The organism is Mycobacteriales bacterium (assembly GCA_030697205.1).
Classification (GTDB): domain Bacteria; phylum Actinomycetota; class Actinomycetes; order Mycobacteriales; family SCTD01; genus JAUYQP01.
The window spans coordinates 21,475-37,193 of record JAUYQP010000001.1 but is presented as its reverse complement, the minus strand read 5'-3'; the positions used below and the strand labels follow the sequence as shown (position 1 = coordinate 37,193).

Annotated in this window: 13 protein-coding genes; 3 read left to right on the top strand and 10 right to left on the bottom strand. The window is 73.3% G+C overall.

What is annotated here, in order from left to right; genetic code table 11:
• Positions 1-48: 48 nt before the first annotated feature.
• The 6 genes from rodA to ndk form a co-directional block, all read right to left on the bottom strand.
• The gene (gene rodA / locus Q8R60_00165; GenBank protein ID MDP3710881.1) at positions 49-1,248 is read right to left on the bottom strand and encodes a rod shape-determining protein RodA; all 1,200 of its coding nucleotides are present in this window, start codon (positions 1,246-1,248) and stop codon (positions 49-51) included.
• Complete coding sequence (gene mrdA, locus Q8R60_00160; protein MDP3710880.1) at positions 1,245-3,530, bottom strand: penicillin-binding protein 2; 2,286 nt, start codon at positions 3,528-3,530, stop codon at positions 1,245-1,247. Before mrdA ends, rodA begins: the two co-directional genes overlap by 4 nt.
• 36 nt (positions 3,531-3,566) lie before the next feature.
• Positions 3,567-4,073, bottom strand: a complete 507-nt coding sequence (mreD, locus tag Q8R60_00155) for a rod shape-determining protein MreD (GenBank protein ID MDP3710879.1) — start codon at positions 4,071-4,073, stop codon at positions 3,567-3,569.
• On the bottom strand, positions 4,070-4,996 hold the full coding sequence (gene mreC / locus Q8R60_00150) for a rod shape-determining protein MreC (GenBank protein ID MDP3710878.1): 927 nt from the start codon (positions 4,994-4,996) through the stop codon (positions 4,070-4,072). Before mreC ends, mreD begins: the two co-directional genes overlap by 4 nt.
• Positions 4,997-4,999: 3 nt before the next feature.
• Positions 5,000-6,019: a rod shape-determining protein gene (locus tag Q8R60_00145; protein ID MDP3710877.1), complete on the bottom strand. Its 1,020-nt coding sequence runs from the start codon at positions 6,017-6,019 to the stop codon at positions 5,000-5,002.
• Between the two features lie 229 nt (positions 6,020-6,248).
• Positions 6,249-6,659, bottom strand: a complete 411-nt coding sequence (ndk, locus tag Q8R60_00140) for a nucleoside-diphosphate kinase (protein ID MDP3710876.1) — start codon at positions 6,657-6,659, stop codon at positions 6,249-6,251.
• Between the two features lie 78 nt (positions 6,660-6,737).
• Here ndk and Q8R60_00135 point away from each other — a divergent pair, with 78 nt between their 5' ends.
• Entirely contained in the window at positions 6,738-7,247 is a 510-nt protein-coding gene (locus tag Q8R60_00135) for a sigma-70 family RNA polymerase sigma factor (protein ID MDP3710875.1), read from the top strand.
• Positions 7,238-7,795 (top strand): methylated-DNA--[protein]-cysteine S-methyltransferase, encoded by a 558-nt coding sequence (locus Q8R60_00130; GenBank protein ID MDP3710874.1) that lies wholly within the window; start codon positions 7,238-7,240, stop codon positions 7,793-7,795. The genes Q8R60_00135 and Q8R60_00130 overlap by 10 nt, the downstream gene beginning before the upstream one ends.
• Here Q8R60_00130 and Q8R60_00125 read toward each other — a convergent pair.
• From Q8R60_00125 to Q8R60_00110, 4 genes are read right to left on the bottom strand one after another with little or no spacing between them, the layout of a single operon-like run.
• Entirely contained in the window at positions 7,783-10,314 is a 2,532-nt protein-coding gene (locus Q8R60_00125) for a bifunctional diguanylate cyclase/phosphodiesterase (protein MDP3710873.1), read from the bottom strand. The two genes, Q8R60_00130 and Q8R60_00125, sit on opposite strands and share 13 nt — an antisense overlap.
• Before the next feature lie 56 nt (positions 10,315-10,370).
• Positions 10,371-11,690 (bottom strand): folylpolyglutamate synthase/dihydrofolate synthase family protein, encoded by a 1,320-nt coding sequence (locus Q8R60_00120; protein ID MDP3710872.1) that lies wholly within the window; start codon positions 11,688-11,690, stop codon positions 10,371-10,373.
• The gene (gene valS / locus Q8R60_00115) at positions 11,687-14,218 is read right to left on the bottom strand and encodes a valine--tRNA ligase (GenBank protein MDP3710871.1); all 2,532 of its coding nucleotides are present in this window, start codon (positions 14,216-14,218) and stop codon (positions 11,687-11,689) included. The genes Q8R60_00120 and valS overlap by 4 nt, the downstream gene beginning before the upstream one ends.
• Before the next feature lie 9 nt (positions 14,219-14,227).
• On the bottom strand, positions 14,228-14,815 hold the full coding sequence (locus tag Q8R60_00110) for a hypothetical protein (protein ID MDP3710870.1): 588 nt from the start codon (positions 14,813-14,815) through the stop codon (positions 14,228-14,230).
• Between the two features lie 88 nt (positions 14,816-14,903).
• On the opposite strand from Q8R60_00110, the gene Q8R60_00105 reads away from it, so the two are divergent.
• Positions 14,904-15,650 (top strand): thioesterase family protein, encoded by a 747-nt coding sequence (locus Q8R60_00105; protein ID MDP3710869.1) that lies wholly within the window; start codon positions 14,904-14,906, stop codon positions 15,648-15,650.
• Positions 15,651-15,719 lie beyond the last annotated feature (69 nt).

Here is a 15,719-nt window from a genome sequence, read left to right as displayed (position 1 = left end):
CCCCTGTTGATCACCGGGGCGGGCGGGGGGCGGGGGGCGGGGGGCGGGTCAGAGGTCGCGGGAGCGCATGTGGACGTTCTGCAGGAGCCCGACGGCCATGAGGTTGGCGAACATCGCCGACCCGCCGTAGGACACGAACGGCAGCGGGAGCCCCGTCACCGGCATGATCCCGAGCGTCATCCCGATGTTGACGAAGCTCTGGAAGGCGAACCACGACACCACCCCGGCCGCCACCAGCCGGCCGAACGGGTCGGTGGTGAGCCGCGCGATCCGCAGGCCCCGCCACAGCACGATGCCGAGCACCAGCACGATCGCGCCGGCGCCGACCAGCCCGAGCTCCTCGCCGGCGACGGTGAAGACGAAGTCGGTCTGCTGCTCGGGGATGAAGCGCCCGTTGGTCTGGGTGCCCTTGAACAGCCCCGTTCCGAACAGCCCGCCCGCGCCGATCGCGGTGACCGCCTGGTTGACGTTGTAGCCGGCGCCGCGCGGGTCGGCCGACGGGTCGGCGAAGGCCCGGAACCGGTCGAGCTGGTAGTCCTCGAGGACCCCGAGCTGCACCGCGGCGAAGCAGACGAACACGCCGGCCAGCAGCAGACCGACGATCCAGCGGGCGGGCGCGTTGGCCACTGCCAGCACGCCGAGGATGACGAAGACGAGCACCAGCGTCGTACCCAGATCGGGCTGCAGCATGATCAGCCCCATCGGGATCGCCGCGAGCGCGAGCAGCAGCACGACGTCGAGGTCGCGCGGGGCGTCCTCGCCGTCGCGCTTCTCCCCGAGCAGCGTCGCCATCCCGACCACGAGCGCGACCTTGGCGAACTCCGACGGCTGCACCTGGAAGCCGGCCGGCAGCACGATCCACGAGTGCGCGCCATTGATCGTGGAGCCGAGCGGCGACAGCACGGCGACGAGCCCGAGGCACGACGCGCCGTAGACGATCGGCGCGTAGGCGCGCAGCGCGCGGTAGTCGACCAGCGCCGCGGCTGACCCGAGCATCAGCCCGATCACGGCGTTGATGACGTGCTTCTTGAGGAAGGTCTGCGGGTCGAGCCCGGCGTTGACCATCCGCTGCTCGGTCGCGGACCACACCAGCAGCGCGCCCACACCGATCAGCGAGGCGACCGAGATCATCAGCCACCAGTCGAGGTTGCGCAGCGGCGACTCGCGGTCCATCGCGCGCTCGCGCAGCGACGCCGACCGCGGCCGCAGCGCCATCGGCGAGACCCGTGGCGTGGTCCAGTCGGTCACTCGAGCCTCCGACCGGAGACCCGGGGCGTACGACGGGGAGCCGTCGACGCGGGCGTCGCCGTGGGCGGGCCACCGAGTGCCTGCACCGGCTCGGCCGACGGTTCGGGCGCGGACTGCTCCTTGGGGACGGGCTGCGGCTTGACGTAGGGGGCGGTCACGGTGGGGGCCGGGCCGGGGACCTTCACGCCGGGGCCGGCGATCTGCCCGTCGGGCCGGACCCGCGGCAGCGCGGCGGGGAGCTTGCCGCCCGGCAGCGCCGCCTTGCGGCCGTCGGCGCCGTAGATGCCCTTGTAGACGTCGGCGACCATGCGCCCGGAGATCGAGCCACCGGTGCCGCCCTGGCTCACCATGCCGACGACGACGAGCTCCGGGTCCGACACCGGTGCGAAGGAGGCGAACCACGAGGTGTCCTGCTTGTTGGCGACCTCGGCGGTGCCGGTCTTGCCACCGACGCGGACCGGGAAGCCGGCGAAGGCCGACGACGCGGTGCCGCCCGGCTGGGTGACGCCACCGAGCGACTCGCGCATGAAGTCGAGGACCTGCGCCGAGACGGGGACCTTGCCGCGCGGCGTCGTGACGACCGGGGTGACGCGGGTGCCGTCGGCGGACAGCAGCGCGCGGGCGACGCTCGGGGTCACCAGGGTGCCGCCGTTCGCGACCGCCGCGTAGACCGTGGCGAGCTGCAGAGGGGAGACCAGCGCGTCGCCCTGACCGATGGAGAAGTTGGCGGTGTCGCCACCGCGCAGGACGAAGCCCTCGAGGCACTGCTCGGTGACGAGCTGCTTGAGCGGGTCGCCGTCCTTGCGCCGCTTCATCCCCGCGCAGTAGTCGTCCTTCGTGTCCTCCCAGAAGGCCCGCTTGTAGGCCCGGTCCGGGACCCGACCGCGACGCTCGCTGGGCAGGTCGACACCGGTGCGCTCGCCCAACCCGAAGGCCTTGGCCATCTTGTACATGTGGTCGCCGGGGTTGGCGACCGGCTTCAGCCCGCCGTCGCGCTGCCACTGCCGGAAGGCGAAGTTGTAGAAGATGGTGTCGCAGGACTTCACCAGCGCGGTGCGCAGATCGATCCGGCCCAGCCCGCGCCCCTCGAAGTTGCGCTTGTTGTTGAGCGGGGCGTAGGAGCCTGGGCAGTCGTAGGTACCGCCCAGCGAGTAGAAGCCGCTCTCCACCGCCGCCGCCGTCGAGATGACCTTGAAGGTGGAGGCGGGCGCGAACAGGCCCTGGACCGGACGGTTGATCAGCGGGATGCCGTTCTTCTCGTCGGTCAGCGCGGCGTACTCGCTCGTCGAGATCCCCCCGACGAACTGCGTCGGGTCGAACGACGGGTAGCTGGCCATGGCGACGAGCCGGCCGGTCTTGGCCTCCATCACGACGACGGCACCGGAGTCGGCGCGCAGCTTGCCGCACTTGATCGGCGCGGTGCCGGGCTGGCAGCGGGCGTCCTGCGTGCGCGCGAACTCGACCCACTTCCGCAGCGCGTCCTCGGAGACCTTCTGCACGTCGCGGTCGATCGACAGCACGAGCTGGTCACCGGCAGTGGGCTCGGTCGAGCCCTCCGTCTGCTCGCCCGTGACGTTGCCGTCCTTGTCGACGAGCAGCTGCTGCACACCGTCGACCCCGCGCAGCGCTGCGTCGTAGACCTGCTCCACGCCGGTGCGGCCGACCTCGGCGGTGGAGACCGCCTTGGCGTAGCCGGGCTGCGTGCGCTCGTCGTCGGAGATCGGGCCGAGGTAGCCGAGCAGGTGGGCGCCTGATGTGCCGCCGGGGTACTCCCGGACCGCCTGGAACTCCGCGGTCACCCCCCGGAAGTCCTCGCGGTGCTCGAGCACCATGAGGACCCGCTCGAGCTCGGCGCGCTTGTCGGTGCCGTAAGCCTTGACCGGGACCGGCTGGTAGGGAGAGCCGTTCCAGCAGGTCGGCGGGCGGTCGCCCTTGCCGCACGGCGCGATCTTCTTGGTGAGCTCGGCCGCGGGGATGCCGACGACGGTCGCGAGCCGGGCCAGCACCGCCTCGCCGTCGTCCTTCTCGAGGCGCATCAGCGAGCGGTTGACCGACACGACGAGGGCGGTGCGGTTGTCGACGAGGGTGCGGCCGCGGGCGTCGACGACGACGCCGCGGGGCGCGGGGGTGATGACCTCGCGGACGCGGTTGGAGTTGGCGGCCTGTGCGAAGGACTCGCCGCGGTAGACCTGGATGTACCAGAGGCGGCCGAGCAGCGTGGCGAGGATCGAGACGACGAGGACCTGCAGGACGAAGAGCCGGAGCCGGGAGCGATCGCTCACGCCGGGGTGCTCCTCAGGGGCAGGGGTCGGTCGGGATCAACGCCGGAGCGGGTCCACGTCGAGCCTGCGGACGAGGGCCCCGACGACGGGGACCACGAACGGCGTCAGGACCACATCGTACGGGACCGAGCTCGCCAGGCCGAGTGCTGTCGCGCCCCAGGTGATGCGGGTGTCGCCGAGCAGGACGCCCTCCGCGGCGAAGGCGAGCAGGGCCGTCATGCCGCCGAGCGCGACCGCCCCGAAGGGCAGCAGCGCGGAGCGGTCGGCGTCGTCGCGCAGCATCCCGGCGACGTAGCCGGCGAGGGCGTAGGCAAGTGCCAGCCGGCCGACCTCGTGGGTCGACAGCAGATCGCTGAGCAGCCCGGCGACGAAGCCTGTCGTCATGCCCGACAGCGGCCCCTCGGCGAGCGCGAAGGCGACGACGAGCACGAGCAGCAGGTCGGGCTCGACGCCCGGCAGCGGCAGCCGCGTGACGACGGTGGTCTGCAGGAGCAGGGCGGTGAGGACGGTGGCGGCGCCGAGCAGGAACCGGGTGGGCGTCACCGCGAGGGGGTGGCGCTCGGCGTGGCGCTCGGGGTGGCGGTCACCGAGGGTCGGGGCGGAGCGGGCGTCGGCACCGGCGACGGCGGGATCGGCAGCCGCGGCGTCGAGCGCGGCCCGTCGGTGACGATGCCGACGACGTCGAGCGCGCCGAGGTCGACGATCGGGTCGACGTCGGCGCTGCGGGCCAGCCCTCCCCCGCCGCCGGCCACCTTGGTGACCCGGCCGACCGGGATGCCGGGGACGGCCACGCTGGAGCCGGTGGTGAGCAGCAGGTCGCCCACCTCGACCTTGCCGTCGCGCTGCGGGATCTTCAGCGTCATCGCCTCGCCGCCGTCACCGTCGACGAAGCCGAAGGTGCTGCGCTTGTCGAGCACGACGCCCACGGTGAACAGCTCGTCGGTGACCAGCACGATCGTGCTGGTGAAGGGCCCGACCCGCTTGACCCGCCCGACCAGCCCCTGGCCGTTGACCACCGGCTGGTCGACCTTGACGCCGTCCTTGGAGCCCGCGTCGAGCGTCACGGTGCGCTCGAAGCCGAAGGCGCTGCCGAAGCCCGAGATGCGGGCCGGCACCACGGTGTAGGTGCCGTAGTCCTTGAGCTTCAGCAGGTCGTTCCACTGCTTCTCGAGACGGCGCAGGTCGTCGGTCTCGGCGAGCAGGGCCGTGAGCCGCTCGTTCTCCGCCTTGAGGGCCTCGTTGTCGCCGCGGTAGGTCCCGATGTTGGGCAGCCCACCCAGGGCGTCGCCTACCGACCGCGCTGCTCCCCCCACGGCGCGCTGCGCCGGCCCGAAGACCGCGTCGACGCCGCGGCGGACCGGCCCGAAGGCCGAGCCGCCACCGGCCCGGTAGTCGAGCGCGGTCAGCGTGAAGGCGGTGAGGACCAAGAGGACGAGCAGCAGCCGCAGCTGCCGGGACCCCCGCAAGAGCTAGTGGCGGGGCTCGGAGATGAGGACCTGCTGCAGGGCCTCGAACTCCTCGACGCACTTGCCGGAGCCGATGGCCACGGAGTGCAGCGGGTTGTCGGTGATGTGGACCGGCATGCCGGTCTCGTGCTTGAGGCGCTCGTCGAGGCCGCGCAGCAGCGCACCGCCACCGGTGAGGACGATCCCGCGGTCCATGACGTCACCGGAGAGCTCCGGCGGGCACTTGTCGAGGGTGTTCTTCACCGCGTCGACGATCGCGTTGACCGGCTCCTCGATCGCCTTGCGGATCTCCTCGGCGCTCACGACGATCGTCTTCGGCAGACCGGAGACGAGGTCGCGGCCGCGGATCTCGGCGTGCGGCTCGTCGGGCATCGGGAAGGCCGAGCCGATCGCCATCTTGATCTCCTCGGCGGTGCGCTCCCCGAGCATCAGGGAGTACTCCTTCTTCACGTAGGAGATGATCGCGGAGTCGAGCTCGTCGCCACCGGTGCGGATCGACTGGCTCGTGACGATGCCGCCGAGCGAGATGACCGCGACCTCGGTGGTGCCACCGCCGATGTCGACGACCATGTTGCCGGTCGGCTCGTGGACGGGCAGCCCGGCGCCGATCGCGGCCGCCATCGGCTCCTCGATGATGTAGACCTTGCGCGCCCCGGCCTGGTAGCCGGCGTCCTTCACCGCGCGCTGCTCGACACCGGTGATGCCCGAGGGCACGCAGATGACGATGCGCGGCTTGGCGAAGTGACGGCGCTTGTGCACCTTCTGGATGAAGTAGCGCAGCATCCGCTCGGTGGTGTCGAAGTCGGCGATGACACCGTCCTTGAGCGGGCGGATCGCCACGATGTTGCCGGGCGTGCGGCCGATCATCCGCTTCGCCTCGGTGCCAACGGCGAGGATGCCCTTCGTCTGCGTGTTGATGGCGACGACGCTGGGCTCGTTGAGGACGACGCCGCGGCCACGCACGTAGACGAGCGTGTTGGCGGTGCCGAGGTCGACGGCCATGTCGCGGCCGAGGAAGGACATGGAGGACGACGAGGACTTGCGGGCCATGAGGCTGGCGGGGCCTTCCATCAGGGAGCTTGGGAGCGCGTCCGGGAGCGGTCAGACCGGCGCGTAGTTGCCCCATCCTAGCCGCGAAACCGCCCACGACGAAGCGCCCGTCGACCTCCACCGGAGGTCCAGACCCACGGCCACGCGTACGACGCGCACCCCCGGCCCGCGTGGGAAGGGCCGGGAGGTGGCGCGCGTCACGTCACAGGGACGGGAAGAAGATCCCGATCTCGCGGGCGGCCGACTCGGGCGAGTCCGAGCCGTGGACGAGGTTCTGCCCGATCTCGAGGGCGAAGTCGCCGCGGATCGAGCCGGGGGTCGCCTCGACCGGGTTGGTGACGCCCATCAGGCGACGGGTGCCGGCGACGGCGTGCGGGCCCTCGACGACGAGCGCGACGAGCGGGCCGCCGGTGATGAAGTCGACGAGCTCGCCGAAGAACGGGCGCTCGCTGTGCTCGCCGTAGTGCTCCTCGGCGACCTCGCGGGGCAGCGTGCGCAGCTCCATCGCGACGAGCGTGAGGCCCTTGCGCTCGAGGCGGCTGATGATCTCGCCGGCGAGGCCGCGGCGGACGCCGTCGGGCTTGACGAGGACGAGGGTGCGCTCGGTGGCCACAGGTGATTCCTTCGTAGACGTGTCGGGGGTGCGGGTGCGGCACGCAACCTACCGGGCATCGGTGGTGTTCTTGTCGCCGTGCACCCGACCCCGGACCCCGACCTCGAGTTCCCGCGACTCGTGCGCGCGCACACCGACGCGGTGTGGACGACCGCGCTGCGGCTGACCGGCTCGCGCGTCGACGCCCAGGACCTCGTCCAGGAGGTCTTCGCGGCGGCCTGGAAGGCGATGTCGGGCTGGGACGCCGAGCGGTGGGCGGCGCTGCAGCCGCGGCCCTGGCTCGTGACGATCTGCCTCAACACCTGGCGCAACTCCCTGCGCACCGCCTCGCGTCGGCCGGTGACGGTGCACGCGCCGGTCGAGACCGGCGTCGCGGGTCACGAGGAGGCGGTCGTCGGGGACCGGGCCCTCGCGGACCTCGTCGCGGCCCTGCCCGAGGCCTACCGCGCGCCCGTCGTGCTGCGCCACGTGGTCGGCCTGCCCTACACCGAGGTCGCCACCGCCCTCGACCTGCCCGTCGGCACCGTCAAGGCCCAGGTGTCGCGCGGCCTCGCCCTGCTCCGGAAGGACCCGGTCACATGGACCTGACCTCGCTGCGCTCCCCCGCCCCGCCCGGCCTCGCCGACCGGGTCCTCGACCGGACCGGTCCGGCCGACGACTGGGCGGTCGTCGCCGGCCCGGCCGGCCCGCTCACGGTCGCCTGGTCGGCGTACGGCGTGTCGCTCGTCCTCCCGGGCGAGGACGACGCGGCGCTGCGCGCGGCCGTCAGGGGACGGCTCGACCGCGGGCTGCGCCGCCCCTCCATGCCCCCAGCCGACCTGCTGCCCGCGCTCGCCAGCGGCTCGTCACGCGGGATCGATGTCGACCTGCGCGGACGGTCGGCGTTCGAGGTCGACGTGCTCGGCGCGGCCCGGGAGATCCCGGTCGGCGAGGTGCGGTCCTACGCCTGGGTGGCCGCGGCGATCGGGCGACCGGCGGCGGTGCGGGCCGTCGGCTCGGCGCTCGGCCGCAACCCGGTGCCGGTGCTGGTGCCCTGCCACCGCGTGGTCCGCTCCGACGGCGGCGTCGGCGACTACGTCTTCGGCAGCGCCTACAAGCAGGCGCTGCTTGCGGCCGAGCGGGCTCAGACCGGCTGACGCTGGGGCGGCGCGCCGAGCAGGGCGTGGCCGTGACCGGGCCAGCTGTCGAGCCAGGTCTCCAGGTCGTCGGCGGTGAGCGGGCGCGACAGCAGGTAGCCCTGCGCGACGTCGCAGCCCAGCGCCTGCAGGCCGGCATAGGCGACCGCGTCCTCGACGCCCTCGGCCACCACCGTGAGGCCGAGGTCGTGGGCGAGGTGCACGGTCGAGCGGACGATCGCGGCGTCGTCGCCGTCACCGGCCATGCCCATGACGAAGGCCCGGTCGATCTTCACCTCGTGGACGGGCAGCCGCTTGAGGTAGGCCAGCGAGCTGTAGCCGGTCCCGAAGTCGTCGATCGACAGGCCGACACCCAGCGCAGCGAGCCGCTCGAGCACCTCGACGCTGACGGCCGGGTCGCTCATGACGGTGCCCTCGGTGAGCTCGAGCACCAGCCGGTCGGGGGCGACGCCGTGCCGCTCGAGCAGCAGCGGGACGGCGCTGAGCAGCGAGCCGTCGGCGAGCCCGCGCGGGCTGATGTTGACGGCCACGGTCAGGTCGCGGCCGGCGCGGGCCCACGACGCGGCCCGCTCCAGCGCGGTGTCGAGGACGAGCGTGGTCAGCGCACCGACGAGCCCGGACTGCTCGGCGAGCGGCACGAACTCGTCCGGCCCGACGATGCCGTGGTCGGGCGACGTCCAGCGCACCAGCGCCTCGACCCCGACCGGGCGACCCGTGGCGAGGTCGACCTTGGGCTGGTAGGCGACGGTGAGCTGGCTCGCCTCGACCGCCCGGCGCAGCGCGCCGACCAGCTCGAGGCGCCGCCGGGCCACGTCCTCGTCGCCGGCGAGGTAGGCGCTGCACCCGCCGCCACGCCGCTTGGCGTCGTACATCGCGATCTCGGCGAACTGCAGCAGCCGGCCGGGCTGGCTGCTGTGGGCGCGGCAGGCCGCACCGATCGAGGCGCGTACGACGAGAGCCGTGTCCCCCAACGGGAACGCCTCGTCGAAGACCCCGAGCACCGCCTGCGCCTCGGTGAGCAGGTCGGCCTCGGCGAGACCGGGCAGGACCACGGCGAACTCGTCGCCGCCGAGCCGCGAGAGCCAGCCGCCACCCCCCGCGAAACGGGGGGCGAGGCGGTCACGCAGGCGGGCCGCGACCTTGAGCAGCAGCCGGTCGCCGACGTCGTGGCCGAGCGAGTCGTTGACGTCCTGGAAGCGGTCGAGGTCGAGCAGCAGCACGCCGACCTCGCCCTCGCGCAGGGCGGACTGCAGGTGGCGGGTGAGCAGGGCGCGGTTGGGCAGGCCGGTGAGGGCGTCGTGGAGGACCTGGTGCTCGCGCACCGCTGCCTCCTGTCGCACCCGGTCGAAGAGCCGCCCCTTGTCGAGCGCCACTGTGGCGGCAGCGGCGAGCGACTCGGCCAGCTCGCGGTCGTGCGACGTGAAGTCGAGCATCCGGTCGCTGCGGTCGGCGACGACGAGCGCGCCGGCGACGGTCGAGCCGCGGCGCAGCGGCGCCACGACGGCGTTGCGGGCACCGAGCTCGGCGAGCAGCGCACGGCCGGCGACGTCGGAGCGACGGGTCACGAGCACGGCGGCCTCGTGCCGCCGGACCAGGACCAGCGCCGGGTGGTCCTGCGGCGGCGGTCCCTCCTGGACGACGGGGCCACCGAGAGGCGTGTGGCGGACCCAGCGCGCCGGACCCTCGGCATCGCCCACGAGCAGCAGCTCGGACCGGTCGCTCCGCAGCACCTCCGCGGTCTGCTCGAGCACCGTGGCGACGACCTCGTCGGTCTCCACCTGACCCACCAGCGCCTCGGTGAAGTGCGACAGCAGCTGCAGCTGCGCGAAGCGGCCGCGCTGACGGGTCACCGCCCGGTGGTAGGTCCCGAAGGCGGCGCCCAGCACGACGAGCGCCGCGCACGCCGCCGGGGTGTCGAGCAGCTCGAGGACGAGCAGCGCCACGAGCGCCTCCGCGACCACGCACGCGAGGAACGGCGCGAGCGCGACGAAGGACTCCCTGTCGAGCTGACGGGCACCGACGTGCGCAGACGCAAGCGAGGTCAGCGCCACGTGACCCACGACGATCGTGACGACCAGCACGGCGGGGGCGACCAGCCAGGCCCAGGCCCCCGTGAGGGCTACCGCCGGGTCGACGAGGTGGAGCAGCGTCGCGGCGGTGACGACCTCGGCGCTGTGCAGCGCGACGTTGCCGACCACCTTGACCGCGCTGCGGCGCTTGATCAGGTTGTGGACGAGGCCCGCGAGGACACGAGCCAGCAGCAGCTCGGGGAGCGGCACGAGCGCGAGACCGACGAGCATCTGTACCTCGGTGAGCTGGAAGATGAGCGTCCGTCGGCGCAGCTCGACGTGCAGGCCGACCTGGTCGCCGAGCAGGAACAGCCCGGCGAGCAGCGCCCAGTGCAGGTCGGGACCGTCGGTGAGCAGCGGCTCGTGGGGCAGCAGCCCCGTGCCGAGCCCGACGACCGCGAGCAGGGTGCCGGTCACGAGCAGGACGCGCGCGGGCGCGCCGGTGCGCACGAGCGGTCCACCCCCCATGCCCCCGTGTCGGCACGAGCGGACGGGACCTGAAGCGGCTAGCGGCGGGCGAGCAGCCTGCGGGCCTCTCCGGCGGTGACGACGGAGCCGGTGACGAGGACCCCTCCGCCACCGAGCTCGGCGTCCTCCTCGACGAGGCGGACCGCGGTGTCGAGGGCGTCGTCGAGGCGGTCCTCGGCGCGGACCCGGTCCTCGCCGAAGACCTCGCAGGCCAGTGCCTCGAGCATCTCCACGGGCATCCGCCGGGGCGACCCGCTCTCGGTGACGACGATCCGCGACACCGCGGGCTCGAGCGCCTCGAGGATGCCGCGGGCGTCCTTGTCACCGAGCACCGCGACCACGGCGACGAGGTCGGTGAAGGCGAAGGACTCGGCGAGGGCGGCCACGGTCGCGACCATCCCCGGGGCGTTGTGGGAGGCGTCGACGAGCACGGTCGGCGAGGTGCGCACCACCTCGAGCCGACCCGGAGTCGTCACCGACGCGAAGCCCTCACGCACGGCGTCGGGGTCGAGCGAGCCGGCGCCGCCGAGGAAGGCCTCGACGGCAGCGAGGGCCGCCGCGGCGTTGGCCGCCTGGTAGCTGCCGTGCAGCGGGAGCAGGACGTCGTCGTAGGTGCCGGCCAGCCCCTGCAGGGTGAGCAGCTGCCCGCCGACGGCGGTGCGGCGCTCCAGCACCCCGAACTCCAGGCCCTCGCGTGCCACGGTCGCGCCGACCTCGACGCAGCGGCGCAGCAGCACCTCGGCCGCCTCGACCGGCTGCTGGGCGAGGACCACGGTGGCGCCCTCGTGGATGATGCCGGCCTTCTCCCCCGCGATCTCGGCGAGCGTCGTGCCGAGCAGCGGCACGTGGTCGAGGCCGACCGGCAGGACGACGCAGGTCTGGGCCTGCACGACGTTGGTCGCGTCCCACGCACCACCCAGCCCGACCTCGAGGACCGCGACGTCGACGGGCGCGTCGGCGAAGGCCGCGAAGGCCATCCCGGTCAGCACCTCGAAGAACGTCATCGGGACCTCGGAGCGGCTGTCTACGAGCTCGACGTAGGGCAGCAGCTCGGCGAAGACCTCGGCGAAGCGCTCGTCGGTCAGCGGCGTGCCGTCGACGACGATCCGCTCGGTGGGGCTGTCGAGGTGCGGGCTGGTGTAGCGGCCCGGCCGCAGCCCGAAGGCGCGCAGCAGGCTGTCGACCATCCGCGCCGTCGACGTCTTGCCGTTGGTGCCCGTCAGGTGGATCGACGGGTAGGCCAGCTGCGGCGAGCCGAGCAGGTCGCACAGCAAGCGGATCCGGTCGAGGTCGGGCTGCATCCGGTCCTCGGACGGGAAGCGGCCGGCCAGCGCCGCGAGCACCGGGTCGAGGGTCACGCCTTGACCGGCGGCTCGCCGAGCTCGACGGTGACGGCGGGCTCGCCGACGACGAGCTCGAGCGCCTGGACGAGACCGGCGTTGACGAGGTCGGTGCGGGCGAGCTCGACCAGCGCGAGCCGCTCGGCGGTGTCGGTCACCACCAGCGAGGTCACCGGGGTCTTCATGCCAACCTTGGCGGCGGACTTCGCCCGGCGCACGTGACCGAGGACCTCCCCCGCGACGTCGAGCACCGCCGGGTCGCCGGCTGCGGTCAGCGACGGCCAGGCCGCACGGTGCACCGACCCCTCGCGCCACCACGACCAGACCTCCTCCGCGGCGAAAGCGAGGAACGGCGCGAGCAGCCGCAGCTGCACGTCGAGTGCGAGCCGCAGCGCGCGCGACGCCGAGTCGGCGGCCGGGCCCTCGCTGTAGGCGCGACCCTTGACCAGCTCGATGTAGTCGTCGCAGAAGGTCCAGAAGAACGCCTCGGTCCGCTCCAGCGCGCGGGCGTAGTCGTAGGCCTCGAAGGCCTCGGTCGCGGCACCGGCGACGTCGGCGAGCTGCGCCAGCATCGCGAGGTCGAGCGGCTCGGTGACCTCGCCCTCGGCCACCGCCGGGAAGCCGAGGGCGAACTTCGACGCGTTGAGCAGCTTGGTCGCGAGCTTGCGGCCGACCTTCATCTGCGCGAAGTCGACGGCCGTGTCGGTGCCGGGGCGGCCCGAGCAGGCCCAGTAGCGGATCGCGTCGGAGCCGTACTCCTCGAGCAGCGGCAGCGGCGTGACGACGTTGCCCTTGGACTTGCTCATCTTCTTGCGGTCGGGGTCGAGCACCCAGCCGTTGATGGCGGTGTCGCGCCAGGGCAGGACGCCGTCCTCGAGGTGGGCGCGCACGACCGTCGAGAACAGCCAGGTCCGGATGATCTCCGGGCCCTGGGGGCGCAGGTCCATCGGGTAGACACGACCGAACAGGTCGGGGTCGTCCTCCCAGCGGCCGGCGATCTGCGGGGTCAGCGACGAGGTCGCCCAGGTGTCCATGACGTCGGCGTCACCGACGAAGCCGCCGGGCACGCCGCGCTGGTCCTCGGTGAAGCCCGCCGGGACGTCGGAGGACGGGTCGACCGGCAGCAGGGACTCGGCGGGGACCAGCGGCTCGTCGTACATCGGCTCGCCGGTGGCGTCGAGGCGGTACCAGAGCGGGATGGGTACGCCGAAGAAGCGCTGTCGGCTGACGAGCCAGTCGCCGTTGAGGCCGCTGACCCAGTTGTCGTAGCGGGCCTGCATGTGGCCGGGCGACCACTGCAGCTCTTTGCCGCGCTGCAGCAGCTCCTCGCGGGTGCCGGCGTCGCGGCCGCCGTTGCGGATGTACCACTGGCGCGACGTGACGACCTCGAGCGGCCGGTCGCCCTTCTCGAAGAACTTCACCGGGTGGGTGATCGCCTTGGGCTCCCCGACGAGGTCGCCCGACTCGGCGAGCATCTCAACGATGCGCTTCTGCGCCTGCTTCACGCCCTTGCCGGCGAGCTCGGCGTAGGGCTCGGGGGCCACACCGTCGGGCGGGGTGGGCAGCAGCCGGCCGTCACGGCCGATGACCGAGCGGACCGGCAGATCGAGCTCGCGCCACCAGGTGACGTCGGTGGTGTCACCGAAGGTGCAGATCATCGCGATGCCGGAGCCCTTCTCCGGGTCGGCGAGCTCGTGGGCGCGCACCGGCACCTCGACCCCGAACAGCGGCGTCGTCACCGTGGTGCCGAACAGCGGCTGGTAGCGGGCGTCGTCGGGGTGCGCGACGAGCGCGACGCAGGCCGGCAGCAGCTCCGGACGGGTGGTCTCGATGAAGACCCGCTCGCCGTCGGGGCGCAGGCTGTCGACACGGGTGAAGGCGATCCGGTGGTAGGCGCCGGGCTGCTCGCGGTCCTCGAGCTCGGCCTGCGCGACCGCGGTCCGGAAGTCGACGTCCCACAGGGTCGGGGCCTCGGCGGCGTAGGCCTCGCCGCGGGCGAGGTTGCGCAGGAAGGCGCGCTGCGACGCGCGCTGCGCCTCCGGCCCGATCGTCGTGTAGGTCTGCGCCCAGTCCACCGACAGCCCAAGGGTGCGCCACAGGTGCTCGAAGGCCTTCTCGTCCTCGGCGGTCAGCTGCAGGCACAGCTCGACGAAGTTGCGCCGGCTGATGCTGACCGGCTCCTTCGGCACCTCGGCCGGCGGCGCGTAGGCCGGGTCGTAGGGCAGGCTCGGGTCGCACCGGACGCCGAAGTAGTTCTGCACGCGCCGCTCGGTCGGCAGTCCGTTGTCGTCCCAGCCCATCGGGTAGAAGAGAACCTTGCCGCGCATCCGCTGGAAGCGCGCGACGCTGTCGGTCTGGGCGTAGCCGAACACCGAGCCCATGTGCAGCGAGCCGCTCACCGTCGGCGGCGGCGTGTCGATCGAGTAGACCTGCTCGCGGGTGGCCGTGCGGTCGAAGGCGTAGGTGCCCTGCTCGGCCCAGACCGCGTCCCAGGCCGCCTCGAGGCCGTCGAGGGTGGGCTTGTCGGGCATGCGGGACGCGGTCACACCGCGAGTCTAGGGAGCCTCGGAAGCGCGCTGGTCGACCCGGCGCCGCTGGATCTGCGGCTCCTCGCGCGGGTAGGGCGGCAGCGGTCCCGCACCCCGCTCGGCGAGGTCCACGAGCAGGTCGCCGGGCAGGTCGGCGCCTGCGGCCAGCAGGGCCTCGGCGTGGTCGAGGCGGGCGCGCCGCAGGGCGACGGAGAGGGTGAGCACCTCGCCCAGCGGCGCGCCGCGACGGCGGGCAGCCTCCAGGCGGGCTTCGGCGAGATCCACGCCCACCTCGCGGCGCCGCGCGGCGGGTCCGAAGGCGGGGTCGGACTCCGGCGTGGACTGCTCCGCGACCACGACCACCGGGCGCGCGGGGCGGGGATGACGCCCAGCGCGGACCGCCAGCAGCGCGCCGACCGCCACTGCGACAGCGCGCAGCGCGCCCGCCAGCGCGACGGCCAGCAGCACGGCCAGCAGCACGGCGCTCACGAGGGGTCTCCCGGTCAGAAGGGCACCGGCGAGCAGCAGGACGAGCAGGGAGTCGGCGAGCGCGATGAGCGCGACGACGACGAGTGCGCCGGGTCGGTGGCCCTCGGGTTCACGGCGGGCAGCCATGTCCGCTATGTCGGGGTCAGGGCCGGGTTGCTTGAACGACGGCACCCGAACGGAGCAGTGCCCTGTGCGCCGCCTATCGTCGGCCAGCGTGACCGCGCACCCCTCCTTCGAGATCGACGTCTCCTGGTCGATCGGCGGCAAGCCGCACGGCGGCTACCTCCTGCGCGCCCTCGCCGAGCGGGCCGTCGACGACAACCACCCGCACCCGATGGCGGTGAGCGCGCACTACGTCGCCTCGCCCGACCCCGGGGTCGCCGACATCGAGGTCGAGCGGCTGCGCACCGGCCGCCGCGTCGCGACCACCCGCACCCGCCTGGTGCAGGGCGCCCTCAAGGTCGAGGCCCTGGTCACCACGGGGAGGTACGACGAGAGCGCCGAGCCGCTGTGGTCCGACACCGCACCGCCCGCACTTCCACCCATCGAGGACTGCCCCCGCTCCCCCGCCGAGCCCGTCCCGGGCTTCCGGGTCGGCCACCTCGACCACGTCGACATGCGCCTGGACCCGGCCACCACCGGCTACACCCGCGGCGAGCCCGGCCGCACGGGCTTCGTGCAGGGCTGGGTGCGGATGGCCGCCGGCGACGCGAGCGCCCTCGACCTGCTCGTGCTCGCCGACGCGCTGCCGCCGGTGACCTTCGACCTCGCGATCCCCGGCTGGGTGCCGACCGTCGAGCTCACCGTCCTCGTGCGCGGCCTGCCCGCCCCGGGCTGGCTGCGCGCGGTCCAGCGCGCCCGGCTCGTGCAGGACGGCTGGCTCGACGAGGAGTGCGAGATCTGGGACAGCCAGGGCCGCCTCGTCTGCCAGGCCCGCCAGCTCGCGGGCTACCGGGCGTAAGCCGCGCGCCGCCCGCGGAATGTGGCGATCATGCGAGCGTGACCAAGCAGGCGTGATCGCCACATCTGC

What these genes read in the sequence shown, in the direction of transcription:
- Q8R60_00145 (MDP3710877.1), bottom strand. Translation starts at nt 6,019, where the DNA reads ATGTCCTTCCTCGGCCGCGACATGGCCGTCGACCTCGGCACCGCCAAC.
- Q8R60_00110 (MDP3710870.1), bottom strand. Translation starts at nt 14,815, where the DNA reads ATGGCTGCCCGCCGTGAACCCGAGGGCCACCGACCCGGCGCACTCGTC.
- Q8R60_00130 (MDP3710874.1), top strand. Translation starts at nt 7,238, where the DNA reads ATGGACCTGACCTCGCTGCGCTCCCCCGCCCCGCCCGGCCTCGCCGAC.